Origin of the sequence: Rhizobium sp. 62_C5_N11_2, assembly GCF_051811185.1 — a bacterium.
Lineage (GTDB): Bacteria > Pseudomonadota > Alphaproteobacteria > Rhizobiales > Rhizobiaceae > Rhizobium > Rhizobium leguminosarum.
In genome coordinates this window covers 66,703-92,483 of record NZ_JBPWPW010000005.1, presented here as the reverse complement: position 1 = coordinate 92,483, position 25,781 = coordinate 66,703, and the positions used below count along the sequence as shown (strand labels likewise).

Here is a 25,781-nt window from a genome sequence, read left to right as displayed (position 1 = left end):
CAAATCTATGCCTCGTGTGTGCGGATCGCATGCCTTATTGGATCTACGCGGCGTCCAGTTCGAGGATCGCGCGTGCCTCCTGGGGTGTAGCGGGCTCACGTCCGACCTTTTGGGCAATCTCAACAGCGCGCGATATGACTTCCGCGTTCGTGGGTGTGCCGAACTCGCGATAGGGATAGTCGCCTATTCCAATAGCCATGTGGCCGCCCAGACGGCAGATCGCAGGAGCAATGTTCAACAGATTGCCCCCAAGGCAATTGACCGTCCATTCGATCGGCCGGTCGTCGGGCAGAAATGCAAGATGCGCCATGAGACCCGCCTCGGTCGGCGGATGCCCGGTAATGTATCGCCCTCCCGTTAGGTGCAGGAGAAAGTAGGCGGGCCCCCTCACAAGGCCCGCGTCCATCAGAGCGATCGCGCGGCGCGTGAACCCGACAGACCAGGAAACCAGCTTCGGCTTTACGCCCTTTTCGGCCAAGGTACGCGCGTAGTGCGCGAGACTTTCGGTCGTGTTGAGATACAAACGTTCTGGATTTTCGAACCTGCGCGTCTCGGCATCCCAAAGCTCGAGATTGGCCGAACCGGTATCGATGGGCGCAATATCGGGCTTCGTAGCAGGGTCCAATGCCAGGGTTGCGACCGTGTCGATGCGCTTCATGGCGTCGGCATCATTCGAGATAAAGCCGAGCGTGGGAAGGATGAGTAGATCGGTCGCCTGCCTGACTTCGCGGATGATTTCGGCGTTTGCCTCAACGGTGTTTGTCGCACCGCCGTCGGCTGTCCTGGCATGATAGTGGAGAATCGCCGCTCCCGCCTTGCGGGCTGCAACGGCGGCCTCAACGATCTCGTCGGCGGTGTATGGGATATTAGGGTTGGATGTGCGCGGCGCGTACTCGTTGACCCTGGCTTCGAGGATGATTTTCTTTTGCATCTTTCGCTCCTTACGCCGCCAGATAACCCGAGGTGCCCGCCTTTGCCCGCAGGAAGAAGTCATCGGCACCAATCTGCCCGCCCTTCAGCATGACTTCGAGGCCATCGACTTCGGCGTCGCCCGGCGCATCCAGGCGGCAGACATGGCAATTTTGAACTTCGTCAAAAACGGCGATCTCGAGCGCTTCGGCGCCGATTGTCCGCACCGCATAGCTCGAACTGTCACCGCCCGAAAACACGATCCGCGGCAAGGAAACCGCGCGGCGCACGGCACGCGCAACGTCACAGTAGATGGCGCCCAAGCGTTCCGCGGGAACATCGCCGCCGGCCAGACGGCCGGTTTCCCCGCGAGCCGTGTAGATGATTGTAGATCGACCGCGCACAAGGCTCTCGATCGCCTTCAAAGCAGCCTCCCGCGCAACTGCCTCAGCATCATCATCGGACCGGACTGTCGAGACATCCAAGTGGACAAGGTTCCACCCGGAAGCTTCGGCCACCGCAATCTGGCGCCCGGTTTGCAGGGCGCAACTACCTGATAAGACGAGTAGATTTTCGACGCCGGCAATCTCCGTCTTGACGGGCTCCGCCGACGATAGCAGGCCCAAGCGGGCCCAAAGAGCGCCGAGTTGTTGCGCCAAGCCTTGAGCTGCTAGCGCGAACATCGGACGTGTCGGATACCGCGCCCAGAGCAGATCGGCGACAGCCGCAAGATCCGCATTTTCGAGCCCATCGAAAATGACCCCTGCCCCCTCTTGGAAGGCCTTGAAGACACGCTCCTCCATTGCCGAGCGGTTCCGGATTGCGGGAAGCGTGACGTTGACGAATTCCTTATCTGTCTGCCCAGCCAGATGCATGCGCAGATCCGCCTCGTGCATCGGCGTCCTGGGGTGGCGCGACATGCTCGGGTGCCGGTCGAGCCGCTCAATCCTGTCGGCAAAGCGCGCGAAATGATTTCCGAAACAGGTGTAGCGCCCGAAGTCCGGGGTCGCGGCGAGGACTGGAACGTCCCTCTTGCCGAAGTGAGCCGCAGCGCGCGCCAGAACAGCACCATAGCTTCCAACGGTGGGCGACGAGTCGAACGTCGAACAGATCTTGTATTGGATAAGCGGACTGTTGAGGGTGCGCATGATCGAAAACGCGCTGTCAAGCTCCTCGTCGAGCTCGACGCCGGACAACGCCCTTGCGGTACCGGCGAAGCCAAGCACATCATAAGACAGAGCATCTGTTGACGCCGTCTGTGCTGAAGGGCGTGCGAGATAGAGTTTTCCCTTCACACCACTGCGATGGAACTGCGCCAGGTTTTCGGAAGAACCCGTGAAGTCGTCGCCGTAAAACACGGCCTTGAGCTTGCCAGCTGATGTCATCGGATCCTCCCAATATCCCGGCCGAGGATATCTTCCTCCATACATCAGCCGGGCTTCACTCTTGACAATACTCATAGAAGCAGCTCATAACTCTGTCAAGGTCATACCTTATACCTTATACCTCATATCGAGAAAATTGGAGGACGACGAGATGAGACTTTCTGGACGCACTGCCGTGGTGACGGGCGCTGGCCGGGGCATCGGACTGGCAATCGCTGAAGCCTATGTTCGCGAAGGCGCGAATGTCGTTATCGTCGACCGCGATCTGGAAGTGGCGAACGAAGCCGCCGAGCGGCTTGGGGAGCGGGCTTTGGCCGTCCGCGCCGATATTTCCGTCAACGAAGACGTTGAGACGATCGTTAAGGAAACGATTGGCCGATTCGGCACGGTCGACATACTCGTGAACAACGCGGGCGTGGGCGCAACCACTCTGTTTCTCGAAAGCTCACGGGAGGAATTCGAACGCGTCGTCCGGATCAATCTGACCGGAACATTCCTCGTGGCGCAAGCCTTTGCTCGGATCATGGCCGCCAAAGGCTATGGGCGGATCATCAATATCGCTTCGCTGTCCGGTCAGAAGGGAGGTGTCGGGCGTTCGGCCTATGGAGCCTCAAAGGCCGGCGTCGAACTCCTCACGAAGGTTATGGCGGTCGAACTCGCGGAATCGGGAATCAATGTGAATAACATCGCACCGGGCCCGATATTGACCGAGGTCTCGAAAGTCATGCACACGGTCGAAACGCGTGACGCCTATCATCGGCTCGTTCCGCAACGCCGTTATGGCGAACCATCGGAAATCGCTGATGCCGCGGTGTTCCTGGCGAGCGACGATGCTGCCTATATTACGGGGCACACCCTGAACGTCGACGGCGGCTTCCTGGCCGCTGGCCTCATGTTCCCATTCGATCCAAAAGCCTCGAAGCGGCTGGGACAAATCAGCGAATAACCTGGAGAGGTGGCCAGTTCGACGTTCGGCATTTGTCGCAAGCGGGAAAACGCGGTATGACCTCGTACCTTTTCGATTTCTGATTGGAGCGTGACCAGGAATGCTGTCTGTTGACCCAAAGAAAATCCCAAGCCGGCTGGACATAGCGCTCGACTACATTACGGGCGAAATTGCCAAAGGCAACCTCGGGCCTGGTGACAAACTTCCCAATGAAAAAGAGCTGGCCCAGCTTCTCGGGATCAGTCGCACTCCAATCAGAGAGGCGATCAAAACGCTCGCGGTCTCGGGTCTTGTCGAGACGCGTCATGGCTTTGGAAATTACATCCGTAAGGACGAAGGCCTTCCGGCGATGCCGCTCGCGATGTTTCAGCTCTATCTTCAGAGCTCGACGCCTGAGATGCTGATGGAACTGCGATACATTTTCGACCGCAACTGTTCAGAACTCGCGTCGCTGCGGCGTACGGACGAAGACCTCGCCACGATGAGAGAGTGCATCGACCGACTAAAAAGGCTGTCGGAGGATGCGAACTCCGCGATCGAAGATCTCCTCAAGGCCGATCTCGATTTCCACCGAGCAATATACAAAGCCGCCGGAAACCCGTTGATCGTCGTGATCGCCGACTTCGTGCTGACGATGGTCGCGCCTTGGGTGCAAAAATCGCTAGAGGTCAGTGGCAAATGGCGCGCAGTCGATCTCCACGAACACATGTTTCAGATGATCCGGGACAGAAAGACCGGTGACCTCAGCCGCGAGAGCGTCGAGGAAAACATGGAACACTTCCGCACATCCCTGCTGAAATGACAGCCAGGGCATCACGTCAAGGCGTGGCGCATCTTACATTTCCCGCAGGTCGCACTGCGATCATCACCGGCGGCATCTGAAGGCGGACGCGAAGCCCGGATACCGTATGCCGCCCGGCCTATTCGCCGGGTTCTGAAAATTGCCAGAAAACGATAATGCGCCAGGCTGATTGCGCCTGGCGCATCGACCGCGAGCAATGCATGCCCAGCCTTCCAACTAGCGGGCGTGGTATTTCGTATCGACCTCGTCGATGGCGGCAACATTGCTGGCCGAGCGACCGTTCTCGTCGAACCTCTGGGCGAGGAATGAGTCGACGATCGTCTTCGCAAGTTCCGATCCAATGACGCGGGCGCCCATGGTAATGATCTGGGCGTTGTTCGACAACGCCGCCCGCTCGGCGGAATAAGTATCGTGTGTGAGGGCTGCCCTAATACCCGGCACCTTGTTTGCCGAAATGCAGACGCCGATCCCGGTGCCGCACACCAGGATGGCCTTGTCATAGGTGCCGTCGAGCACGCCGTTGGCGACCCTGTCGGAGAGGTTCGCATAGAAATCGTCGAGACCGGCGTCCGTCCGGGAGACCTCGAACACCTCAAAACGGTCCTTGAGATAATCGGCGAGGACCTTGGCGAGGCCCTCGCCCGCGCTGTCGCCTGCTACTGCAATTTTCATCTTCATCACTCCTCAGATTTTGGCCGCGCACTTTTCGAGGATGTCGAGGTAGCCCTCGATCTTCCAGGCCGAGCGGCCGATGAACAGCCCATCGACATGAGGGCAGGATATGAGCTCTTCGCAGTTGTCTGCGTTGACCGAACCGCCGTAGAGGCAGGGAATGCGCCGGCCGAGCACGGCTTCCGCGAACGCGATGATCTCGGCCTGGCGGGCGTCGGCGTAGTCCGCTGTCGCGGGGATCCCATCGACGCCAATGGCCCAAACAGGCTCGTAGGCAAGCAGTATCGGTTTGTGCTTCTGGTCGGTAGAAAGGCTTCCCAACGCGCCACGAACCTGGCGCTCGAGGACGTCGCGGGCTCGCCCGGCCTCGCGTTCGGAAAGTGTCTCCCCTATGCAGATGAGCGGGATCAAGCCGTGGCGAACCGCCGCCTCGACTTTCAGTCCTACCGTCACGTCCGTCTCACCGAAATGTTCACGCCTCTCGGAGTGACCAAGCTCGACGATGTCGAGGTTGCAGTCTGTAAGCATCAAGGCCGAAATCTCGCCCGTCCAGGCGCCCTCCTCGTCCCAGTGCATGTTCTGCGCGCCGACCTTTACCGACGTGCCCGCCAATGTGGTCTTCACTTCCCGGACAACAGTGAAAGGAGGGATGACAAAGCGCTGGATGCGCGGATGGGACGTGATGTCTGCGGCCCTGAGACCGTGCGCAAATTGCGCGGCATCGGCAAGCGTCTTGTTCATCTTCCAGCTGGTGCCAATCCAGAGGGTTTTCTTCTCGGTCATGTCCCGCTTCACCACGTTTGCGTTCGAACTGCTGTGACCTACCTAGAGCGAGCCGGCTCGATACCGCTTCGCCATTTCCGCGAGTGGCACGACGTTGATAGAGCTTGCGCGCCCTGCCGTTCCGAAAGCTTCGAATCTTTCGCGACAAAGCTTCGAAAGCGCCGTCATTGCGGGCTTCAAATATTTGCGAGGGTCGAATTCTGTCGGATCTTCGGACAGCACTCGGCGCACCTGCCCGGTCATTGCCATGCGGCAATCCGTGTCGATGTTGACCTTTCGCACACCATGCCGAATGCCGCGCAGGATTTCCTCGAGCGGCACGCCCCAGGTGGGCTTCATCCGCCCGCCGAAGCGATTGAAGATTTCCTGCAACTCCTCCGGCACGCTTGACGAACCGTGCATGACGAGATGGGTATTCGGAAGTTTCCGGTGGATCGCCTCGATAACATCCATTGCCAGCACGTCACCGTCCGGCCGGCGTGAGAACTTGTAGGCGCCATGGCTGGTGCCCATTGCGACGGCAAGCGCATCCACCTTGGTCTCCGCGACAAATTTCGCCGCCTCCTCCGGATCGGTCAGAAGCTGATGCGGATCGAGCTTGCCTTCGACGCCGTGACCGTCTTCCGCCTCGCCCGCACCGGTCTCAAGCGAGCCCAGAACGCCAAGCTCCCCTTCCACCGAAACCCCTGCCCAATGGGCCGTGTCGCTGACGCTTCTCGTGACCTTGACGTTGTAGTCCCAATCCGCCGCGGTTTTCCCGTCAGCAAGGATCGATCCGTCCATCATTACGGACGTAAAACCATGCTGGATCGCGGTGACGCAGGTGCTCGGTTCGTTTCCGTGGTCAAGATGGACGCAAACGGGGATATGCGGATAGATTTCCGTCACCGCCTCCATCATGTGCTTGAGCATGATGTCGTTGACATAGGCTCGCGCCCCACGGCTCGCCTGGAGGATGACAGGCGAATCCGTTCCGTCGGCCGCTTCCATGATGGCAAGCGCCTGTTCCATGTTGTTAATGTTGAACGCCGGGACGCCGTAGCCGTGTTCGGCGGCATCATCCAGCAGCTGGCGGAGAGTAATCCTGGCCATGACATGTTACTCGCTGGTTGGATTGGAATTGAGATAGCTTGCGATCACGTCGACCTCCGTCGCCGAACCGAAAACCAGCGGCGTGCGGCAATGGTGAGAGGTCGGGATCTTGTCCAGGATGGCGGTCGTGCCGTCGGTGGCCCGCCCCCCGGCCTGCTCCATCAGGAACGCGATCGGATTCGCTTCATACACCAGTCGAAGGCGCCCATTTTCAAAGCCGGGTCGCTTGTCGCCGGCGTAGAAGAACACACCGCCCCTGATCAGGATCCGGTGGAGCTCTCCGACTGCCGATCCGAGCCAACGCATGTTGAAATCACGGCCGCGCGTTCCCTCCTTGCCGGTCAGACAATCCTGAAGATACAGGCTCATGGCAGGGTGAAGGTGACGGTGGTTGGAAGCGTTATATGCAAGCTCGGACGTGTCGCAAGGTATCAGAACCTGCCTTTTGACGATCAGGAACTCGCCGGTTTGGGGATGCATCGTCGCCAGCAGCACACCCTCACCGACCGAAAAGCCCAAATCGACGGTGTTGCCGAATGAGACATAACCGGCCGCGGCCTGGCGCTTTCCAGGGGTTAAAAAGGGATCTTCAGCTTCGCAGAAAGGCATGATCGAGAAGATCGTGCCGACGGGCGTGCCCAGCCCGACATTGCCTGAACCGTCGATCGGGTCGATTGCGACCGCAAAATGCTGGCCATTGAGCATAACTGGCGCGTCGGCCTCCTCGGACAGGACCCTGGCAGCGCCTGCGCGTGCGAGTATTTCGATGAACAACTCGTGCGACGCGATGTCGATTGCCTTTTGCGCATCACCGTCGGTATTTGATCCGACAAGGTGGGCCAGATCGCCCTCCAGGGAACCGGCTGCGATGCGTGCGGATAAAAGACAGGCGGCATCCAACACACCGTTGATTAGAGCCGCCACCCCCTGACGGGACAAATCTTCACCAGCCCAGGTCGAGAGGTACTCATCGACAGAACCATACTGGACGCCCGCTTCGTCATTTCCGGGTGTCGCCGGCGCGCTCATTGCTTGCCCCTTATCCTTGCTAGGGCGCGCGTGACGATTGCGTCACGCGTGATCCCAAATTGCTCGTACAGCGTCTCGGCCGGCGCAGACGCTCCGAAGCCGGACATCCCGATCACGTCGTCTTCGCTGTCGACATACCTAGTCCAGCCGAACTTCGAGAGCGCTTCCACGGCAATGCGCGGCGCGTTGCCGAGGACCGAGCTGCGGTAATCCTTGGGCTGCTTTTCGAAGAGATCCCAGCTCGGCATCGAGACGACAGCGGCGGGAACGTTTCTCGCCTCAAGCTCGTCGGCAGCCTGGATCGCAAGCGCGACTTCCGTTCCAGTGGCGATGATTGTGACGGCACGTTCGCTGCTCGCTTCCCGCAGCACATAGGCTCCCCGTGCGCAGCGATTGATGCCGTCACGCTGGGCGCGCAGTTGCGGGACATTCTGCCGCGAGAGCGCCAAAACCGACGGCGTGTTCTTGCTGGTTATTGCAAGATCCCAGCATTCCAGCGTCTCGATGGTGTCGGCGGGCCGGAATACATGCAAGTTCGGCATTGCCCTGAGGCTGGCAAGATGCTCGACCGGCTGGTGCGTCGGACCGTCTTCGCCAAGACCGATCGAGTCATGCGTCATCACGAAGATAGAGCGGACGCCCATCAGAGCCGCCACACGAATGGCATTGCGGCAATAATCCGAGAAGACGAGGAACGTGCCACCATAGGGTATGACGCCGCCGTGAGCCGCCATACCGTTCATCGCGGCGGCCATGGCAAACTCTCTAACGCCATAGCTGACATACCGCCCGCTTGCAGCGGCGGTGAAATCGCTGTCGACGGCCGGAACCCGGGTCAAGTTTGAGTGGGTGAGGTCAGCGGACCCGCCGATCATTTCCGGAAGCAGCTCCGTCAGCGCTTCCAGTGCGATCTGGCTTGCCTTACGCGTTGCCACTGATTGCGGCTTGTCGAGCAGCTTTGCCTTGGCGGCGTTGACCGCTTCCTCATATCGCGCTGGCAATGAGCCGGCGGTGCGGCGTTCAAACTCACTTCTGACATCTGCGCCCGCTGCTTCGAGCCGCGCTTGCCAGTCCTTGCGCGCCTTGGCGCCCTTCGCGCCGACTTCGCGCCAAGTTTTGAGGATTGGAGCAGGAATCTCGAAAGTGTCCGCCGTCCAGCCATAGACTGCCTTCGTCGCGGCGGCTTCGCTGGCGCCGAGCGGTGCACCATGTACGGAGCTTGTTCCTGCCCTTGACGGAGAGCCGTATCCAATGATGGTTTTCAGGGCTATGAGGGATGGTCTGGATGCTTCCGCCTTCGCCTGCGAGATCGCCGCGTCGATCGCATCCGGATCATGACCGTCAACGCGCTGCGTGTGCCATCCGTACGCGTCGAACCTCGCGAGCACATCTTCTGAAAACGCGATTGCGGTCGAGCCGTCGATGGTGATGGAGTTGTCGTCGTAAAGGACGATCAACTTGCCGAGCTGCAGGTGGCCGGCCAGCGAAGCAGCTTCCTGACCAACACCTTCCATGAGACACCCATCTCCACAGAAAACGTACGTCCGGTGATCGACAAGCGCTGCGCCAAATTCGGTTGATAGGCGCCGCTCCGCAATAGCCATTCCGACAGCCGACGCGATCCCCTGTCCGAGCGGCCCGGTGGTCGTCTCGACGCCAGCGGTGTGCCCATATTCGGGATGACCTGGCGTTTTGGAGCCCCATTGGCGGAAGTTGCGAACCTGCTCAATGGTCATGTCTTTGTACCCGGTGAGGTGCAGAAGGCTGTAGAGCAGCATCGAGCCATGGCCGTTCGACAGGACGAAACGATCGCGGTCCGGCCAGCCAGGTTCGCTTGAATCGAACTTGAGGTGCCGGCCGAACAGCACCGCCGCCGCATCAGCCATGCCCATGGGCATTCCGGGGTGCCCGGACTTTGCGGCCTCAACCGCGTCGATCGACAGGACACGGATAGCGTTCGCGAGATCGCGGATCGAAACTGCTGCTGTCAATTCTTCCTCCCCATAAACCGCGACCAATGTGGCGCATTTTTCTGGACATCACAATATCAGAACACAAAATAACGCAATACACACGATAAACATAACAATATCACATTCCGCTGCGACTGCGAAGAGTCTGCCCATCGACATCATACCTCATACCTTATACCTCTGTATTTGCGCAATAGCTTTTATTTGGCTACCGCGTCCATCGGGAGCCGGAAGGATCGTCCCGGGTCGCTTTCACGGGGGCGGTCTGCCTCGATCCGTTTGGTGGCAAACGGACAAGACGACCACCGTGATGACTACCGCGTTGGGCACTCACGGGTGGTTGAAACCATTCCAAATGCGGAATGCTCGATGCGGCTCGCCGATGTTTCCCGACATTTCTTCAGTTGACAGCTTTTACAAATGCATTAACGTATACGTTATTGAACTCAATAGGCCTTAAAGGGAGGAACCGAAATGCCTTTGACGATGCGCAAGTCCTTACAGATGATCGCCCTTGCCACTGCCCTCGGCGGTAGCGCTGCCTATGCGCCGAGCGCCTTCGCGGTCGATATCGATAAACAGATCAAGGATATTGAAAGTCACCCGGCAAGCGGGCCCAACGGCGAAAAAGCGACCCTCGCGAGCGACCTGAAGCTATCCGCCGAAGAGATCGAAAAGATCAAGGCGAAGCATGCCAAAGCGGCCATTGTGATGCACTACACGGCGTCTGACTGGGCCAAGGCCCAGATGGCCGGGCAAAAGAAGGCCCTGGAAGAGCTCGGCGTCGAAATCGTTGCGACGACTGATGCTGGATATCGCGCGGAGCAGCAAGTTTCAGACATCGAAAGCGTCATGGCGCTCAAACCTGACGTCATGATTACCGTTCCCGCCGAGCAGTCAGCCACGGCCGCAGCATACAAGAAAGCTGCTGCCGCTGGCATTAAGATCATCTTCCTTGACCAGACCGGCGCCGGGATGAAGGCTGGCAAAGACTATGTGAGCCTCGTCTCTTCCGACAACCGCGGGATGGGAAAGGTCGCCGCACTGCTCATGGCCAAGGCGCTCGACGGCAAGGGCGAAATTGGTCTCATCCCGCATGCGTCCGACCTTTTTGCCACCAAAGAACGCGTGGTCGGCTTCGAGGAAGCGATCAAGGATTATCCGGATATTAAGGTCGTCCAGGAGACCGGTGTCGGAGGCCCTGATTTCTCAAGCGAATCCGAGCGCGTCGCCTCCGCAATGCTGACGGCCCACCCCAACCTCAATGGCATCTGGGCCGTGTGGGACGTGCCAACAGAAGGCGTCCTGTCAGCGGCGCGCGCAGCGGGCGCGTCCAAGAGCCTCGTCATCACCACTTGCGACCTTGGCGTCAACATCTCGATCGACATGGCTAAGAAGGGTTACGTCAAGGGAACCGGATCCCAGCGTCCGTACGGCGCCGGTTATGCCGAGGGCATCCTTGCCGGATACGCCCTTCTCGGAAAGGACGCACCTCCCTACGTCGTGCTCCCGGCCCTTGCGGTGACCCGCGATAACCTGATCGAGGCGTGGCCGCAGTCGAACGGCGACCAGGCACCGAAGATTCTCACCGACGCAATGAACTAACGGTGCGCGGGAGCGGCTCCGACCGCTCCCCGTGCCCCAGCGGCGGACAACGACCATGAACACTCAAGCAGTCACCGAAACCCTCGCCGCCGTCAGGATGAGCAACGTGAGGAAATCGTTTGGCGGCGTGCACGCATTGCGCGGTGTCAGCCTGACGATCCAACCCGGGACAATCCATGCGCTGGTCGGCGAAAATGGCGCCGGCAAGTCTACGCTGTTGAAGATCCTGCAGGGCGTGGTCACACCCACGGAGGGATCCATCGAGGTTTTTGGCGAGCACATGTCGTCCAGCTCTCCGGAGAATTCCCGCAGGCTCGGCATTGAGATGATCTTCCAGGACCTCAGCCTGATCCCCACCCTCTCGGTCGCCCAGAACATTTTCCTGAACCGGGAGCCCCGCCGCCTGTCGATCTTGGTCGACGAACGCAGGGAAATCGCACAGGCAGCCGAGATCATCGGCCAGCTCAACCTCAGGGTTGATCCGAGGACGCCTGTTTTTGAACTCAGCCCCGGCCAGGCCCAGCTGACCGAGATCGCCAAGGCCATCCACCAAGACGCCAGGATCCTTATCCTTGACGAACCAACCTCGTCGCTGAGCGCACAGGAAGCCGACACTCTGTTCGGCATGTTGAAGAAGCTCACTGCGGCGGGAACAGCCGTGATCTACGTTTCCCATCGCATGACCGAGATCATGACGATCGCCGACGAGATTACAATTCTCCGCGACGGTCAGAACGTGACCTCCGGGAAGACATCCGAATTCACGCTCGACTCGATCGTGCAGCACATGGTCGGCAAGCGTGTCACCGGCTTCCAATACCAGGCGCGCGCCATTGATCGCAGCGGCAAACCCGCGCTGAGCGTACGTGGCCTTTCGGGCCCTTCGGGAAAACCCAGCGATGTCAGCTTCGACGTCCACAAGGGCGAGATTGTGGGAATAGCAGGCCTCATGGGCGCTGGCCGGAGCGAGCTTGCCCGCCTTCTTTTCGGCGTCGATAAGAAAACTGCGGGAACCGTAGAACTCGGCGACACTGCCGTTGAGTTCAAGTCACCTTCGGATGCGATCAAGGCAGGCATCGTCCTTGTTCCGGAGAGCCGCCACGAGGAAGGTCTGGTTGTCGAGCACAGCGTCGGCGACAATCTTGGACTGCCGCAGATCGGTCAGCTCGTCCGCGGTCCCTTCATCGATCGTCGACGCGAGGGAACACTGACCTCCGATCTCATCAAGCAACTGAGGATCAAGACGCCGTCCGCTGACAACAAGGTCAGGAACCTTTCCGGCGGCAACCAGCAGAAGATCGTTATTGCCAAATGGCTAGCGATTGATCCTTCGGTTGTCATTCTCGACGAACCGACAGCAGGCGTAGACATCGGTTCAAAGGCCGAGATCGTAGAACTCATTCGGAGCGTCGCCTCCTCCGGAAAGTCCGTCATCGTCATCTCGTCGGAACCAGCCGAGCTTCTGGCAACGAGCGACCGCATCCTGGTCATGAACAACGGACGTCTCGCGCGCGAAATCGAGCGCGACGAAATCGAAAGCTGGGCCACGATTGCCGGCGACGAAACTCAATCTCCGCTGATCCGCACCGAACTCGGTCTGCAGGTCGCGATTCAGAAGGCAACCCAAAATGTCCACTGAAGCCAAGACATTGAACACAGAGACGGATGCAACCCACATGCGGCCGTGGCACAGCAACTGGCGCGACTACGTCGTCTACATCGGCTTCGTCGTCATCTTCATCGTCTTCGCGATCTTGCTGCAGGATCGCGGATTCCTATCTTCAAACAACCTGCTCAACATCCTGCGGCAGACTGCGATCGTCGCCATCGTTTCCATGGCAATGTCGTTCGTACTCTCGGCGGGCGAGATCGACCTCTCGGTCGGAGCCATTGCCGGATTGTCGTCGGTGGTCGCTGGCCTGGTGCTGAGCAAGTACGGTCTATTCCCCGGCATTCTCGCGGGCTTGACCCTCGGGCTGCTGGTAGGCGCCATAAACGGCGGCCTGACTGCCTATCTCAACATCCCGTCGTTCTTGGTGACGCTCGGCATGATGGGGATCGCGCGAGGGGTCGGAATGTGGGTAAGCGGCACTTCGCCTGTTCCAATTATCAACGACCCGTTCATTTTCGTCTTTGGTTCCGGCAACATCGGCCCTGTTCCTGTCCTCGTTGTCTGGGTCGCCGTTCTGGGCATGATCGCCCATATCGCGCTCCGAAAGACACCGTTCGGCCGCAAGGTCATGTCGGCAGGCGGAAACTCGGTCGCAGCTCGCTACAGCGGAGTCGATGTCCGGAAAATCAAGTTCCAGGTGCTGCTACTGACGGGGATGGCCGCTGCGATCGCTGGCATGCTCTATGCTGGACGCCTGCAGTCTGGACGCTTCCAGCTTGGCGAAGGTGATGAGCTGTCTGTCATTGCAGCCGTGGTTCTCGGCGGTACCAGCCTATTCGGCGGACGCGGCACCGTGATCGGTTCCATCGTCGGTGCCCTGCTCATCGGTGTCATCAACAACGGTCTTATTCTTGGCGGCCTCGACTACAGCCAGCAGCTCATCGCGCGCGGAATGCTCATCATCCTGGCTGTGGCGGTCGGCCGAAGCCGCTAACCTGGAAGGTTCTACGGAGGTATTAGGATATGAGAGTTTTAGTCACAGGCGGCAGCGGCAAACTGGGTAGAGCCACGATCAAGCATCTGGTTGAGAGCGGCCACGACGTCATCAACGCGGATACGATCGCTCCGCCAGAAAACCTCTGCCCCTTCGTCAAGGTCGATTTCGAGGATATGCGCGCCACGATCGAGGCGATCAGTGGCTTTGATTGGGACCACAATCGCAACACTGAAGCCGTCGTCCATCTGGCCGCTGTGCCGATGCCGGGGCGCGTTGCTCCTGCGGATGTTTTCCGGGTCAACACCATCTCGACGTTCAATGTTTTCGAGTCATGCCGCTTGCTCGGCATCAAGAACATCGTGTGGGCGTCGAGCGAGACCCTGCTCGGCATTCCTTACGAGATCAAGCCTGACTATCTGCCGGCGGACGAGAATTATCAGTCGCGCCCGGAAACCTCCTATTCCCTCTCGAAGCATCTCGGCGAGGAGATGGCAAAGCAGTATTGCCGCTGGGACAGCGAGCTCAAGATCGTTTGCCTACGCTTCTCCAACGTTATGGACGAGAGCGAGTATGCCGACTTCCCGGCCTTCGAGCAGAACCCGGGCAGCAGACGCTTCAACCTTTGGACCTATATCGACGCCCGCGACGGGGCACAGGCGATCCGTCGCTCGCTCGAGTGGAGCGGCAAAGGTGCCGAGGTGTTCATCATCGCAAACGACGATGGGGTCATGACCACCTCCAACGAGGAACTCGTCAGGAGGTGGTATTCGGGGGTCCCGTTCAAGAAGCAGATCGGGAACAACGAAACCTTGCTGTCAATCGACAAAGCAAAGAGCGTTCTCGGATACCAGCCTGAACATAGCTGGCGAAAATATGTAGGCTCCTGAGAAATCAGCCAGCTTGAAGGGAAAGAAAATGCCGACCAGGAAACAGACAGCACCGGTCTCAGAGATCAAAGAGGACGCCTTCGCGAAAACAATGACCGCGACAGCGCACCTTCGGTTGCGCCAGCTCATCCTGGATAACAAGTGGGCGCCCGGTTACCAGGCGACCGAACAGGAAGTCGCCTCCCAGTTGGGAATGAGTCGGACGCCCGTGAGGGAGGCGCTCATGCGCCTCCAGCAGGACGGACTTGTTTCGGTTATCCCGAGGCATGGAATGCGGGTCCTGCCGATTTCTATTTCTGACATGAAGGAAATTTACGAAATCCTGACGTCGCTGGAGAGTACGGCTGCAGAGCTGGCCGCCAGCCGCCAGCTTTCCGAGGATCAACTCCGGGGTCTCGAAAAGGCTACCGCCGATATGGACCATGCGCTTTCGCAAGATGACTTGGAGCGCTGGGCGCAGGCGGACGCGAGATTTCATGAGCAACTGCTCGAACTTGGCGGCAACCAGATGCTCAAGTCGGTCGTCCTCAATTTCATCGACCGCGCACATCGCGTCAGGATGGTGACGCTGAAGATGCGTCCTAAGCCCGTCAACTCAACCCGCGAACATGCAGAACTCGTGCAAGCAATCCGCGAAGGCGATCGCGAAAAGGCACGAAACATTCACAAGGCGCACCGGGAGCGGGCAGGCAAGGAACTGCTCGACCTCCTCGAGCGCCTCGGCCTCAACCACCTCTAGGACAGGTTTCAAATGTCATCGTTGAACAACACTCTCAAGATCGCAGTCCTTCCCGGCGACGGGATCGGCAGGGAAGTCATGCCTGCCTGCATGGAATTGATCGACGCCGCCGTCGGCCAGGCGGGCGCGCCACCGCTCGTGTTTGAGACGCATCAGGCCGGTGCGCAGCACTACGCGGAGACCGGCCAGGCCCTGCCCGCCGCCGCGCTCGAGGCCTGCCGGACATCCGACGCAATCCTCTTCGGCGCGATGGGCTGGCCCGACATCCGCTTCCCGGACGGGACGGAAATCATTCCGCAGCTCGACCTGCGCATGGAGTTCGGCCTGTTTGCAGGTGTCCGTCCGATCCGGTGGTTTCCGGGCCTTCCGAAAGTGCTGTCCGATCCTCGCGCCGAAGGAATCGACTTCGTGCTGGTCCGCGAGCAGACAGAAGGCCTGTTTTATGCGCGCGGGCGCGGCGAGGTCCTGAACAACCAGGAGGCCTACGACACGATGCAGATCACGCGGGCCGGCACCGAGCGCGTTACCGAATTCGCTTTCCAGCTCGCCGCCCAGCGCAAACGTCGCGGCAAGCCCGGCACGGTGACCTGCGTCGACAAGGCGAATGTCTTCAGTTCGATGGCTTTCTTCCGCAAGGTCTTCGATGAGATCGCTGCAAAGCACCCTGAGTTGCACAGGGACTATGCCTACGTCGACGCGCTAGCGCTCAACATGGTGAAGAAGCCCTGGACGCTCGACGTGCTGGTGACAGAGAACATGTTCGGCGACATCCTTTCCGACCTTGCGGCCGGCCTGATCGGCGGCATGGGGATGGCCCCTTCGGCGGACATCGGTGATACCCACGGCCTCTTCCAGCCGGCACACGGGACCGCTCCCGATATCGCGGGTAAGGGCGTCGCCAATCCGGGCGCAATGTTCCTGTCAGGAGCGATGATGCTCGACTGGCTAGCGGTAAAGCACGGCGATCAGCGGCTTGCTGACGCCGCCGGGCTGATCGAGGCGGCGGTCGAGCACACCTTGTCGACAAAGATCGCGGTTCCAATGGAGTATGGCGGAAGCGCCAATTGCGCGGAGATGACGCGCAGCGTGATCGGCGCTCTGGGTGCCGTCCGCGAGGAGGTCGCATGAGTTCGGCATCCACAGGCTTCGTCGTGGTCGTTGAGTTCGTCGTTCGGAGCCAGTTCGCCGATAATTTCCATGCGGCGATAATCGAGAATGCGGCGACGTCGCTGCGCGACGAACCAAACTGCGAAGTGTTCGATGTCTGCCGCGATCCTGAGCGGCCGGAGCGCACCTACCTCTATGAAGTCTACGGCTCAAAAGCCGATTTCGACTTCCACCTGAAGACGCCGCACTTCCTGAGCTTTGATGCGATGGTTCGAGACTGGGTGGCCGAAAAGCGAGTGGAAACGTTCGAGCGCGTTTCGTCCCACAAGAAGGAGGGCGCTAGATGACCAATAGCGTCAAGGCCATTGTCTTCGACACGTTCGGCACGGTCGTCGACTGGCGGGGTTCAATCATCCGCGATCTCACCGGCTGGGGCGCGACGGAAGGCGTGGAGATCGACTGGCCCGGCCTCGTCGACCGCTGGCGAGACCGTTACAATCCCCAGAAAGCGCGGGTGCGCAGCGGCGAGTTGCCGTGGACGAACCTGGACGAACTTCACCTCGATGCCTTGAAGGCAGTGTTCGCAGAGATGGGGCTGGCCGAACTAGACCACGACCGGATGATGCACGTCAACAAGGTCTGGCATCGCCTGGACGGCTGGCCCGACGCATCGCGCGGGCTACACCGGCTGAAGTCGAAGTTTATCATCGGCCCGCTGTCCAACGCCAATGTCGCGATTCTCGTCAACATGGCAAAGCTTGCCGACTTGCCGTGGGACAACGTGTTCTCCTGCGAGCTTTTCCAGCACTACAAGCCCGATCCGGAGACCTACCTCGGGGTCTGCAAACTCCTTTATCTGGAGCCCGGGGCCGTCATGATGTGCGCTGCCCACAACTACGATCTTGCCGCCGCGCGCAGCCTTGGCCTTAAAACCGCATTCATCGCACGACCCACCGAATACGGCGAGGGTCAGACGACCGACCTCACAGCCGAGCAGCGCTGGGATTACGTCGCCGACGATCTCGAAGACCTCGCCCGACAACTCGGATGCTAGAAGAGAGAAAGACAATGCAGACATACAAGATGTTCATCGACGGCAAGTGGGAAGACGCTGCCAATGGAGATACGTTCGAGACGAAGAACCCTTTCAACGGGCAGACCTGGGCCGCTATTCCGAAGGGCGGCAGGGAAGATGCGGAACGAGCAGTCGAGGCTGCGCACCGCGCCTTCACGAGCGGTCCGTGGCCGAAGCTCACCGCGAGCGCCCGCGGACACCTTCTTCGGCGTCTTGGCGACCTGATCGCCGAGAAAGCGGAGCATCTCGCGACGATCGAGGTTACGGACAACGGCAAGCTCATCAACGAGATGCTGTTTCAGCTCAAGTACATCCCGCAGTGGTACTACTACTTCGGCGGGCTGGCGGACAAGATCGAAGGAGCGGTCATCCCGATCGATAAGGCGGACACCTTCAACTTCACTCGTAATGAGCCGCTCGGCGTCTGCGTCGGGATTACGCCGTGGAACTCCCCTCTCCTGCTGCTCGCCTACAAGCTGGCACCGGCACTCGCCGCAGGGAACACCTTCGTGGCAAAGCCCTCGGAGTTCACGTCTGCTTCGACCCTTGAGTTCGCAAAGCTCGTCGAACAGGCTGGCTTTCCCGCGGGCGTCTTCAACGTCGTCACAGGGTTCGGCGCGGATGTCGGCGAGACGCTGACGACCCACAAGTACGTCGCCAAGATCGCTTTCACGGGAAGTGAAGGCACCGGGCGCAAGATCGGCGAGCTTGCAGCGCGCAACTTCAAGAAGGTTACGCTTGAACTCGGCGGCAAGAGCCCGCACATCGTCTTCGACGATGCGGAGATCGACAATGCCGTCAACGGGGTGATCTCCGGCATCTTCGCTGCCACCGGTCAGACATGTATCGCGGGCTCACGGTTGCTCGTGCAGCGAAAGATCCACGACCAGTTTCTCGAGAAGATCGTCAACCTCGCAAAAACGGCGAGAATGGGCGATCCGCTATTGACGTCGACGCAGGTTGGCCCCGTGACGACGCCGCCGCAACTCGAGAAGATCCTCGGCTATATCGACATCGCAAAAGGCGAGGGCGCCGAATGCGTTCTCGGTGGGGGGCGGCCGGACAATGCCGAGCTCTCCAGGGGCTGGTTCGTCGAACCTACGATTTTCTCCGGGGTCCGAAACGACATGCGCATCGCGCAGGAGGAGGTCTTCGGCCCGGTTCTGGCGGTCATCCCCTTCGACAGCGATGAGGAAGCCGTGCATATTGCCAATGACACCAATTACGGGCTGGCCGCGGGCTTCTGGACCCAGGACATGCGTCGTATCCTGAAAGTTTCGGCCGCCATCCAGGCTGGCACGGTCTGGGTCAACACTTACCGCGTCATCAGCTATATGTCGCCTCTTGGAGGCTACAAGCACTCCGGCATCGGTCGCGAGAATGGCATCGCGTCGATCCAGAACTACATGCAGACGAAGAGCGTGATGATCTCGACCGCTGACGACGTCGCCAACCCCTTCATCATGAGGTGATCCGTGGTGGCCGCCGGAAAGTTGCTGGTCGGCTGCGTGGCCGACGATTTCACGGGAGCGACCGACGTCGCGAACATCTTCGCGCGCGCCGGCCTCAAAACGACGGTGCTGATCGGCGTTCCTGAAGACGACCGGGACATTGACGCCGACGTGAGCTCGGCTCTAATGGGCTCGCCCGGGCTACGGCACGCTTTGAAGCCGGCGAACGCTGCGAGACATTGTCACTGGATTCCCAGTCTCGCTCGGGCCCCAAGCTCTGATACGGAAACTGAAAGGACGTCTCCCTTTTCCGCGATACGCACCAATAGCGTCATCGCAGAAGCCACCCGAACAACGTCAATCCCGATCCGCGGCGCGGCTGACCGCTTCTCGCTTCGCGATCTCCTGACGGACCTGCTCGAGTTTATTGAGAATGCCGTCATAGCTGATATTGCCAAGCGGCAGTCGCAGAGGCTTGTCCTCGTCATGAGCGACATTGACAATCGCCACGGCCGCCTTTGCCGGATCCCCTGGCTCGTTGCCGACGTTCTGTCGGAAGGACGCGCGCTGGCCACCCGCCGTATTGCCGTAATCGGCGATTTCACCGTCCGGTGGTACTTCATGTGCTGAGTTGCCAGCCCAATCCGTCGCAAACGGGCCGGGCTCGATGAGGACGATGTCAATACCGAGCGGCTGCAATTCCTGCGAGAGCGATTCAGAAATAGCTTCCACAGCGAACTTGGACGCGCAGTACCATCCGACAGCCGGAAAAGCTCGGATGCCTCCGACGGACGAGACGTTTATGATGGTACCTGAGCGCCGCGCCCGCATGGCAGGAAGAAACGCATTGGTGACGTTGACAAGACCAAAAACGTTTATCTCCATCATTCGTCGAATTTCCGCCTCCTGGCTTTCCTCGACCGCAGCGAAATAGCCAATCCCAGCGTTGTTGAAGAGGAGGTCGATGTGGCCAAAGCGTGCTTGGGCAGCGGCTACGCTGTGCTTGATCTCTTCGGAATTGGTGACGTCGAGTTGAATCGCCGCGACGCCTTCGGGAGAAAGTGCCACAAGGTCTTGAAGCGCTTCGACGGAACGAGCGGTTGCGGCGACTTTATCACCGCGGCGAATGGCTTCCTCGGCGACAGCGCGACCGAAACCGCGGGATGCACCTGTGATGAACCATGTTTTCATTTGCTAATACTCCACATTGCTGAGGTGGTGCCGCTACCAGCGACGCATCAGCGATATGGGTTGGATTTCGATTTGGTTGAGATCACATGACATCATCACTGCGTTGAGCTAAGCTCATCTGCAATCCACAAAAGCCGCGCGACGCGTGCGTTGGCCGGCGACAATTCCGCAGACAAGGCAGTCGTCGCACGGCTCTATGACCAGTTCGGCTTCAATAGGAAATGATGTAGATCTTTGGACAATGCGGAACTGTCCGCTGGCGCGCCATATGTTCTACCGCCGGAGTCGGTTATTATGTGCAAATGTCCGTGGATCTGACTGAATCCTGTTGCCCTGTCTGTGGGCTTTTGTGGCCTCTTCTTAATGAATTCCAAAATCGAGAGCAATCCAATGTCCCGACCTCTTTCGCTTCCGCGCGACCGGATTTCCGTACTTCTGCTTGAAGGGATCAGTCAGAGCGCGGTGGACTACTTTTCGTCATCAGGCTACGTCAATCTCACGCATCTGCCGAAGGCTCTGGATGACAAGGATCTTAAAAGTCATATAGCCGAAGCACATATTGTGGGAATTCGCTCACGCACATATCTGACAGAGGAAATCTTCAGATCGGCTAAGAAGCTCATGGCCGTCGGCTGTTTTTCTGTGGGGACAAATCAGGTCGATCTGGATGCGGCCCGCCGACGCGGGATACCCGTGTTCAACGCTCCCTATTCAAATACGCGCTCGGTCGCCGAGCTTGTGATCGGTGAGATCATCATGCTGACCAGGCGGATCTTCCCGCGTTCGGCTTCGGCTCATGAAGGCGGATGGGAAAAATCTGCCGTCGGCAGTCGTGAGGTTCGCGGGAAAACGCTGGGCATCGTTGGCTATGGCAATATCGGTTCGCAGCTTGGCGTTCTTGCGGAAAGTATGGGCATGAACGTGCGCTATTTCGATCCCTCGGACAAGCTTCGCCACGGCAATACAGAATCGATGGCGACGCTCGGGGCACTGCTCGAAATCTCAGATTATGTGACGATGCATGTTCCAGAGACCAGATCAACGCGAAACATGATCACTGAGGCTGAACTGCGCCGAATGAAAAAGGGAGCCGTTTTTATCAACAATTCCCGCGGGACCGTGGTCGATCTTGAGGCGCTTGCGACGGTTTTGAAAGAAGGGCATCTCGCAGGCGCGGCTGTGGACGTGTTCCCGAAAGAGCCGGCATCCAATAAAGAACTTTTCAAGACGCCGCTACAGGGTTTGGACAATGTAATTCTGACGCCACATATCGGCGGCTCAACCGAAGAAGCGCAGGAGCGCATCGGAGGGGAAGTCTCAAGGAAGCTCGTCGAATATTCGGACGTCGGTTCGACGCTGGGCGCGGTCAATTTTCCCCAGGTTCAACTGCCTCCGCGACCGAACGGCACACGTTTCATCCATGTTCATGAAAATCGCCCTGGCATCTTGAACAGTTTGAATATGATTTTTTCGTCCCGCGGACTAAATATCGTCGGCGAATTCCTGCAGACCTACGGCGAGATGGGTTATGTGGTGATTGAGGCCGAGAGCATTGGCCAGAGAGCGGGTGACATCCTTGATGAAATTCGCCAGATTCCGGGAACGATACGCGCTCGATTGCTTTACTAACCCGGTGGATTGCGCGTCATTTCGCTTTGGCCTAAACGTTTGCGAATTTGCGACTTATGCTGGCGCTATGTCCGTTGTCGATTCATTGGTCCGCGATCTCTGGAGGCGGACCGGTGGTCGAAGAAGAACTGGCCGTAAGCAGCGTCCCCTGGCACGTTGGCTGAAACTCGTTGATTGTCGTCGGAGATTTCGGCCATCAACACATCGCAAGTTGCGCCACATGTCATCGTCGCCTTTACATGCACTCCCAGCATCTAGCCCACTATGCAAGTTGACCAGGGTCGAACGCCCATTCAAATGCGTAGAGCAAAATCAACTCGGCCCCACGTTCACCGTTCAAATCGCTCCAGCATTTTTCTTAACTGCGCGTTTTGCAGCGTTAGCTTTCTCGCCAGCTGCCCCCTGAGCACCCTGATCTCTTCATCGAGCCTTATCTCCTCTGCAATGTGTGCGATCTGGGATACGGGCGAAACGTTCGCAACCGCTACCGCTTCCTTGCTGCGACGTCTTTGCTTTCGCGGTGCCACTTTGACAGTTCGCCTGATCTGCGTAGTATCATCATGTGCAGCGGTGACGTCGATACCAGTACCGCCGGATAAAGCCTGATTAGCGGCCTGCCCAATTTTTGCTGCACCGCGTTCGACCCTATCGCGGGCACCGTTTTTGGCTTCATCCGAATGCACCGGCTCTACGGAAATTGCAGCGGCTTGACCATGACGAGGTAGCTCCTCGCTAACCGGTCGATCAGCGCCATTCACGCTCTCCTCGGCAGGCGCTTCAGTCGGACCGGAAATAGGCAACGCCACCGACGTAACCTTCTCGTTCGAGCCGCTTTCTCTTTTTTGTTGGCGTCCAGGTGAGATCAGACGGGCAAGAAATTTCCAGGGAGACGCCATCTATCCGACCTCGCGATTTATCCCGCAAGCAGGCAGTGAGTTTTAGTTCCGGCAACAGCATTCACCGTTGCCAAATTGTATCTCTCGATAAGCATGGAAATGCGGCCGGCGATTGACCAGCCGCTTTTGTCAATCGAGCTTGAGCCGTTTGCGCAGATCGGCATTTTCAGCGCGAAGTTTTTCAGCCAGAAGCTTGCGCAGTCGCTGATTTTCCTCTTCCAACTGCAGGAGATCCGCCATCTCATCGATCGCCGTCATCGGCGCGACCGGCGCTGTCTGCACAGCCTTTGGAGTGCGGCGCACAGGTGCGCGTTTGGCGCTCGCCGTAACTTCGATCACCTTTGCCTTGCGCCTTCTCCTTTTCACACCACCGGCGGCGACCAGAGCAACTGCTGGCTCTGCCGCAGCGTCAGCTGACGGCGTCTCAAGTGCCGCGGTTTTCTTGGCCCGGAGTTTGCGCTGTTTCTTCGGCGCAATAGGCGTTTCGACAACGGTCGGCACATCGGCACTGGTTGCAGTATCAGTCTCGTCGGCCATGCTTATCTCCTGTGTGTCTGATGCAGTTGTCGACGGCCCGAGAGGCGCTGTCAACAACGGCTCGACCTGATCTGCTTTTGGTAAAGACATTTCGCAGTCGGATTTGCCACTCTGAGAGCTACCCGACAGAAACGGCATTGCCTCTTCCTCCAGGTCGCGAGCGACGGATTTCAAATCAACGTTGCCCCAGATCGAGTTTGACCTGGTATCGAGTTTTCGCCTGCCGGTTTTGTACTCGACGGCAAAACTGCGTTGCACTTTTTTCAATACAAGAGGCCTTGGAGAATCCACGGGATGGTTTGCTGATGTTGGTACATCACGAATAGCGCCTACCGGACCACGCGTCTATACCTACCGTCATAATCGGTCCACCCCACCATTTCGGGAGCAGAATATGTGGCCAATCGAATGGGGCTGATGGCGGTCCATACTGAAAGGAAGCGGCGACCTGTAGTTTGTCCGAGACATACATAGGTTCCCGACGATCCATTATGCGATCTTCCTGGCCTAAAACGCGAACTCTATGGCAACAAGCCGGTCGCTGGCCTCGAGAGCTCTGGCCTGCCGGCGACGTTCGACGCCTTGCATAGGCAGCGGGCGCCTTCCTCGATCTTCCCAGAAAGAATACGAACGCGGCAAAAAAATACCAGTATGACACGCGTCGTCTTCCCCTCTCATTGCAAACTGTCAGAAAACTGTATATATTTCTGACAGGAGACATGCCATGCAAAAGCTGACGTCACAAATCATGGGCCATGCTGAACGACTGCCGGAAGGGTCCGCGCTTTCGGCAAAGAGCTTTTTGCATCTCGGAAATCGTGCCGCCCTGGACCAGGCTCTGTCGCGCCTGGCCGAGCGTGGCGAGCTCGTCCGGGCCGGCCGTGGTATCTATATGCGGCCCGTCAAAAGTCGTTTTGGCAGTCGGCTGCCGACGGTCGAACAGGCCGTAGAGGCAGTGGCGCAGCAGCGCGGCGAGGTCATTGTCTCAAACGGCGCCGCCGCTGCGAATTCCCTGGGCCTGACCACCCAGGTCCCGGTCCGCTCCGTCTACCTTACATCCGGCCGCAGCCGGACGATGAACCTTGGACAGCAAACGGTCGAGCTTAGGCATGTCCCTCGCTGGCAACTGGCCTTGGCCGATCGGCCCGCCGGCGTGGCGGTCCGTGCGCTCGCCTGGCTTGGGCCCGAGAAGGCCGATGAAGCACTGTCGCGGATCAAGCGAAAGCTGCCGCCAGACGCGTTCGGCGAGTTAGTGGCGGCGGCTCCGCAGTTCCCGACTTGGCTTGCAAGAAGCGTGGGAAAGGCTGCGCATGGCTGATCAGTTCCTGACCTTGTCAAAGGACGACCGGCGCGAAGCCTTGGCCGTGGCGGCCGACCGCACCGGACGGCCCATTCACCTGCTCGAAAAGGATGTCTGGGTCGTCTGGACGCTGCAGACGCTCTTTTCGTCCAAGCTCGGCGAGCACCTCGTCTTCAAGGGCGGCACTTCGCTTTCGAAAGGCTACGGCGTCATCAAAAGGTTCTCCGAGGACGTCGACCTGACCTATGATATCCGCGCCCTGGCGCCGGACCTGGTCGGCGATAATGATGAGGCGCTGCCGAAAACCCGCAGCGAAGAGAAACGCTGGACCAGCGAAGTACGGAAGCGGCTTCCGGTCTGGGTTTCGGAGTCGGTGGAGCCGGTCATCGCCGGTGCGCTGCGCGATCAATCTCTTCCGGCGGCAATTCGCCTCGAGGATGATACGCTCTATCTGGACTATGACGCGGTGAGCAGCGGATCCGGTTATGTCGCCCGGAGCGTCATGCTCGAATTCGGGGCCCGATCCACCGGCGAGCCAGCCAGTATTCGCGATGTCGACTGCGACGCCGCGGGTCAGGTCGATGGTGTCGAATTTCCGAAGGCGAGCCCCCGCGTCATGCACGCGGAGCGGACGTTCTGGGAGAAGGCGACGGCAATCCATGTCTTCTGCCTGCAGGAGCGCCTCCGCGGCGATCGTTTTGCTCGTCATTGGCATGACGTCGTCCGGTTGAACGATGCTGGTTTCGCCGACAAGGCATTCGCGGATCGGCAGCTCGCCAATGCCGTGGCGAAACACAAATCAATGTTCTTTGCGGAAAAGGCGGCCGACCGCTCGCCCATCGACTACGCCGCAGCCGTCAATGGCAATCTGGTTCTGACACCCTCCGGAGAAGGTCTGCGCGCACTCGGTGAGGATTACGCGCGCATGGTCGACGACGGTCTGCTGCTCGGCGATTCCGAGCCGTTCGAACACCTGATCGAACGATGCACGCAAATTCAGGCGCGCGCCAACAAAGCCGACACGCCGAAATAGCCGAAATTTGAAAGGAACAGGACCGTCGACCCCGCTATTTTCAGTGTCAGTGGCGTAACCGGTATTTATGGAACGACTTTAATGGAAGTTTCGCTACCTCAGTCACCCGACACTATCCTACGCGGCCCCAG

Annotated in this window: 24 protein-coding genes and 1 pseudogene; 15 read left to right on the top strand and 10 right to left on the bottom strand. The window is 59.1% G+C overall.

The genetic code is table 11. The annotated features are described in order from the left end of the window. Positions 1-43: 43 nt before the first annotated feature. Together AB8B31_RS34075 and AB8B31_RS34070 are read right to left on the bottom strand one after the other, a co-directional pair. Entirely contained in the window at positions 44-931 is an 888-nt protein-coding gene (locus tag AB8B31_RS34075) for a 3-keto-5-aminohexanoate cleavage protein (protein WP_028753509.1), read from the bottom strand. A 10-nt stretch (positions 932-941) separates the two neighbouring features. After that, entirely contained in the window at positions 942-2,294 is a 1,353-nt protein-coding gene (locus tag AB8B31_RS34070) for a four-carbon acid sugar kinase family protein (RefSeq protein WP_064843710.1), read from the bottom strand. Positions 2,295-2,445: 151 nt separating this feature from the next. On the opposite strand from AB8B31_RS34070, the gene AB8B31_RS34065 reads away from it, so the two are divergent. Together AB8B31_RS34065 and AB8B31_RS34060 are read left to right on the top strand one after the other, a co-directional pair. After that, the gene (locus AB8B31_RS34065; RefSeq protein WP_004129782.1) at positions 2,446-3,240 is read left to right on the top strand and encodes an SDR family NAD(P)-dependent oxidoreductase; all 795 of its coding nucleotides are present in this window, start codon (positions 2,446-2,448) and stop codon (positions 3,238-3,240) included. 100 nt (positions 3,241-3,340) lie between these two features. After that, on the top strand, positions 3,341-4,042 hold the full coding sequence (locus tag AB8B31_RS34060) for a FadR/GntR family transcriptional regulator (RefSeq protein ID WP_004129783.1): 702 nt from the start codon (positions 3,341-3,343) through the stop codon (positions 4,040-4,042). A gap of 216 nt (positions 4,043-4,258) precedes the next feature. Here AB8B31_RS34060 and derI read toward each other — a convergent pair whose 3' ends face one another. The 5 genes from derI to tkt are packed head-to-tail and all read right to left on the bottom strand — an operon-like array spanning position 4,259 to position 9,609. Next, complete coding sequence (derI, locus tag AB8B31_RS34055; RefSeq protein WP_040140203.1) at positions 4,259-4,714, bottom strand: D-erythrulose-4-phosphate isomerase; 456 nt, start codon at positions 4,712-4,714, stop codon at positions 4,259-4,261. Positions 4,715-4,726: 12 nt separating this feature from the next. Beyond that, entirely contained in the window at positions 4,727-5,497 is a 771-nt protein-coding gene (locus AB8B31_RS34050) for a triose-phosphate isomerase (RefSeq protein ID WP_064843709.1), read from the bottom strand. A gap of 42 nt (positions 5,498-5,539) precedes the next feature. Next, entirely contained in the window at positions 5,540-6,589 is a 1,050-nt protein-coding gene (gene fba / locus AB8B31_RS34045; RefSeq protein WP_064843708.1) for a class II fructose-bisphosphate aldolase, read from the bottom strand. A gap of 6 nt (positions 6,590-6,595) precedes the next feature. Beyond that, complete coding sequence (locus AB8B31_RS34040) at positions 6,596-7,618, bottom strand: class 1 fructose-bisphosphatase (protein WP_064843707.1); 1,023 nt, start codon at positions 7,616-7,618, stop codon at positions 6,596-6,598. Continuing rightward, positions 7,615-9,609, bottom strand: coding sequence for a transketolase (gene tkt / locus AB8B31_RS34035; RefSeq protein WP_064843706.1), 1,995 nt, complete (start codon positions 9,607-9,609; stop codon positions 7,615-7,617). The genes AB8B31_RS34040 and tkt overlap by 4 nt, the downstream gene beginning before the upstream one ends. Before the next feature lie 456 nt (positions 9,610-10,065). Between tkt and AB8B31_RS34030 the strand changes: the two genes are divergently transcribed. The 10 genes and pseudogenes from AB8B31_RS34030 to AB8B31_RS33985 all read left to right on the top strand — a co-directional run. Beyond that, the gene (locus AB8B31_RS34030) at positions 10,066-11,196 is read left to right on the top strand and encodes a substrate-binding domain-containing protein (protein WP_096771278.1); all 1,131 of its coding nucleotides are present in this window, start codon (positions 10,066-10,068) and stop codon (positions 11,194-11,196) included. A 55-nt stretch (positions 11,197-11,251) separates the two neighbouring features. Next, entirely contained in the window at positions 11,252-12,835 is a 1,584-nt protein-coding gene (locus AB8B31_RS34025) for a sugar ABC transporter ATP-binding protein (protein ID WP_064843704.1), read from the top strand. Further along, complete coding sequence (locus tag AB8B31_RS34020; protein ID WP_064843703.1) at positions 12,825-13,802, top strand: ABC transporter permease; 978 nt, start codon at positions 12,825-12,827, stop codon at positions 13,800-13,802. Before AB8B31_RS34025 ends, AB8B31_RS34020 begins: the two co-directional genes overlap by 11 nt. A gap of 29 nt (positions 13,803-13,831) precedes the next feature. Further along, positions 13,832-14,692: an NAD-dependent epimerase/dehydratase family protein gene (locus AB8B31_RS34015; RefSeq protein WP_064843702.1), complete on the top strand. Its 861-nt coding sequence runs from the start codon at positions 13,832-13,834 to the stop codon at positions 14,690-14,692. Between the two features lie 28 nt (positions 14,693-14,720). Then, the gene (locus tag AB8B31_RS34010; RefSeq protein WP_040113969.1) at positions 14,721-15,431 is read left to right on the top strand and encodes a GntR family transcriptional regulator; all 711 of its coding nucleotides are present in this window, start codon (positions 14,721-14,723) and stop codon (positions 15,429-15,431) included. A 12-nt stretch (positions 15,432-15,443) separates the two neighbouring features. Continuing rightward, positions 15,444-16,559 carry an isocitrate/isopropylmalate dehydrogenase family protein gene (locus AB8B31_RS34005; protein ID WP_064843701.1) on the top strand — a complete coding sequence of 372 codons (1,116 nt, stop codon included), beginning with the start codon at positions 15,444-15,446 and terminating at the stop codon, positions 16,557-16,559. After that, positions 16,556-16,885, top strand: coding sequence for a putative quinol monooxygenase (locus AB8B31_RS34000; protein ID WP_064843700.1), 330 nt, complete (start codon positions 16,556-16,558; stop codon positions 16,883-16,885). Before AB8B31_RS34005 ends, AB8B31_RS34000 begins: the two co-directional genes overlap by 4 nt. Beyond that, positions 16,882-17,592 (top strand): haloacid dehalogenase type II, encoded by a 711-nt coding sequence (locus AB8B31_RS33995; protein ID WP_064843699.1) that lies wholly within the window; start codon positions 16,882-16,884, stop codon positions 17,590-17,592. Before AB8B31_RS34000 ends, AB8B31_RS33995 begins: the two co-directional genes overlap by 4 nt. Before the next feature lie 14 nt (positions 17,593-17,606). Then, positions 17,607-19,085: an aldehyde dehydrogenase gene (locus AB8B31_RS33990; protein ID WP_064843698.1), complete on the top strand. Its 1,479-nt coding sequence runs from the start codon at positions 17,607-17,609 to the stop codon at positions 19,083-19,085. A gap of 3 nt (positions 19,086-19,088) precedes the next feature. Next, positions 19,089-19,169, top strand: a pseudogene (locus AB8B31_RS33985) (hypothetical protein); the annotation flags it as partial. 252 nt (positions 19,170-19,421) lie between these two features. Here AB8B31_RS33985 and AB8B31_RS33980 read toward each other — a convergent pair. Next, positions 19,422-20,255, bottom strand: a complete 834-nt coding sequence (locus tag AB8B31_RS33980; protein ID WP_096771279.1) for an oxidoreductase — start codon at positions 20,253-20,255, stop codon at positions 19,422-19,424. Between the two features lie 390 nt (positions 20,256-20,645). On the opposite strand from AB8B31_RS33980, the gene serA reads away from it, so the two are divergent. Continuing rightward, positions 20,646-21,884, top strand: coding sequence for a phosphoglycerate dehydrogenase (gene serA / locus AB8B31_RS33975; RefSeq protein WP_096771280.1), 1,239 nt, complete (start codon positions 20,646-20,648; stop codon positions 21,882-21,884). Between the two features lie 329 nt (positions 21,885-22,213). Here the strand turns inward: serA and AB8B31_RS33970 are convergent, their stop codons facing one another. Together AB8B31_RS33970 and AB8B31_RS33965 are read right to left on the bottom strand one after the other, a co-directional pair. Further along, positions 22,214-22,780: a hypothetical protein gene (locus AB8B31_RS33970; protein ID WP_088395843.1), complete on the bottom strand. Its 567-nt coding sequence runs from the start codon at positions 22,778-22,780 to the stop codon at positions 22,214-22,216. A gap of 129 nt (positions 22,781-22,909) precedes the next feature. Then, positions 22,910-23,584 (bottom strand): transcriptional regulator, encoded by a 675-nt coding sequence (locus AB8B31_RS33965; protein WP_081284270.1) that lies wholly within the window; start codon positions 23,582-23,584, stop codon positions 22,910-22,912. A 457-nt stretch (positions 23,585-24,041) separates the two neighbouring features. On the opposite strand from AB8B31_RS33965, the gene AB8B31_RS33960 reads away from it, so the two are divergent. After that, a complete protein-coding gene (locus AB8B31_RS33960) occupies positions 24,042-24,635 on the top strand; it encodes a DUF6088 family protein (RefSeq protein ID WP_096771281.1) in 594 nt (197 codons plus the stop codon). Continuing rightward, the gene (locus AB8B31_RS33955) at positions 24,628-25,650 is read left to right on the top strand and encodes a nucleotidyl transferase AbiEii/AbiGii toxin family protein (RefSeq protein WP_096771282.1); all 1,023 of its coding nucleotides are present in this window, start codon (positions 24,628-24,630) and stop codon (positions 25,648-25,650) included. Before AB8B31_RS33960 ends, AB8B31_RS33955 begins: the two co-directional genes overlap by 8 nt. The last annotated feature ends 131 nt before the right edge of the window (positions 25,651-25,781 follow it).

Bases quoted from the DNA above. Each gene is read 5' to 3' on its own strand.
- AB8B31_RS34030 (WP_096771278.1), top strand. From the start codon at position 10,066: ATGCCTTTGACGATGCGCAAGTCCTTACAGATGATCGCCCTTGCCACT.
- AB8B31_RS33955 (WP_096771282.1), top strand. From the start codon at position 24,628: ATGGCTGATCAGTTCCTGACCTTGTCAAAGGACGACCGGCGCGAAGCC.
- AB8B31_RS33970 (WP_088395843.1), bottom strand. From the start codon at position 22,780: ATGGCGTCTCCCTGGAAATTTCTTGCCCGTCTGATCTCACCTGGACGC.
- AB8B31_RS34075 (WP_028753509.1), bottom strand. From the start codon at position 931: ATGCAAAAGAAAATCATCCTCGAAGCCAGGGTCAACGAGTACGCGCCG.
- AB8B31_RS34025 (WP_064843704.1), top strand. From the start codon at position 11,252: ATGAACACTCAAGCAGTCACCGAAACCCTCGCCGCCGTCAGGATGAGC.
- AB8B31_RS34040 (WP_064843707.1), bottom strand. From the start codon at position 7,618: ATGAGCGCGCCGGCGACACCCGGAAATGACGAAGCGGGCGTCCAGTAT.
- AB8B31_RS34070 (WP_064843710.1), bottom strand. From the start codon at position 2,294: ATGACATCAGCTGGCAAGCTCAAGGCCGTGTTTTACGGCGACGACTTC.
- AB8B31_RS34000 (WP_064843700.1), top strand. From the start codon at position 16,556: ATGAGTTCGGCATCCACAGGCTTCGTCGTGGTCGTTGAGTTCGTCGTT.
- AB8B31_RS34020 (WP_064843703.1), top strand. From the start codon at position 12,825: ATGTCCACTGAAGCCAAGACATTGAACACAGAGACGGATGCAACCCAC.
- derI (WP_040140203.1), bottom strand. From the start codon at position 4,714: ATGAAAATTGCAGTAGCAGGCGACAGCGCGGGCGAGGGCCTCGCCAAG.
- serA (WP_096771280.1), top strand. From the start codon at position 20,646: ATGTCCCGACCTCTTTCGCTTCCGCGCGACCGGATTTCCGTACTTCTG.
- AB8B31_RS33995 (WP_064843699.1), top strand. From the start codon at position 16,882: ATGACCAATAGCGTCAAGGCCATTGTCTTCGACACGTTCGGCACGGTC.
- fba (WP_064843708.1), bottom strand. From the start codon at position 6,589: ATGGCCAGGATTACTCTCCGCCAGCTGCTGGATGATGCCGCCGAACAC.
- AB8B31_RS33990 (WP_064843698.1), top strand. From the start codon at position 17,607: ATGCAGACATACAAGATGTTCATCGACGGCAAGTGGGAAGACGCTGCC.
- AB8B31_RS34015 (WP_064843702.1), top strand. From the start codon at position 13,832: ATGAGAGTTTTAGTCACAGGCGGCAGCGGCAAACTGGGTAGAGCCACG.
- AB8B31_RS33960 (WP_096771281.1), top strand. From the start codon at position 24,042: ATGCAAAAGCTGACGTCACAAATCATGGGCCATGCTGAACGACTGCCG.
- AB8B31_RS34065 (WP_004129782.1), top strand. From the start codon at position 2,446: ATGAGACTTTCTGGACGCACTGCCGTGGTGACGGGCGCTGGCCGGGGC.
- AB8B31_RS34060 (WP_004129783.1), top strand. From the start codon at position 3,341: ATGCTGTCTGTTGACCCAAAGAAAATCCCAAGCCGGCTGGACATAGCG.
- AB8B31_RS34010 (WP_040113969.1), top strand. From the start codon at position 14,721: ATGCCGACCAGGAAACAGACAGCACCGGTCTCAGAGATCAAAGAGGAC.
- AB8B31_RS34005 (WP_064843701.1), top strand. From the start codon at position 15,444: ATGTCATCGTTGAACAACACTCTCAAGATCGCAGTCCTTCCCGGCGAC.
- AB8B31_RS33980 (WP_096771279.1), bottom strand. From the start codon at position 20,255: ATGAAAACATGGTTCATCACAGGTGCATCCCGCGGTTTCGGTCGCGCT.
- AB8B31_RS34050 (WP_064843709.1), bottom strand. From the start codon at position 5,497: ATGACCGAGAAGAAAACCCTCTGGATTGGCACCAGCTGGAAGATGAAC.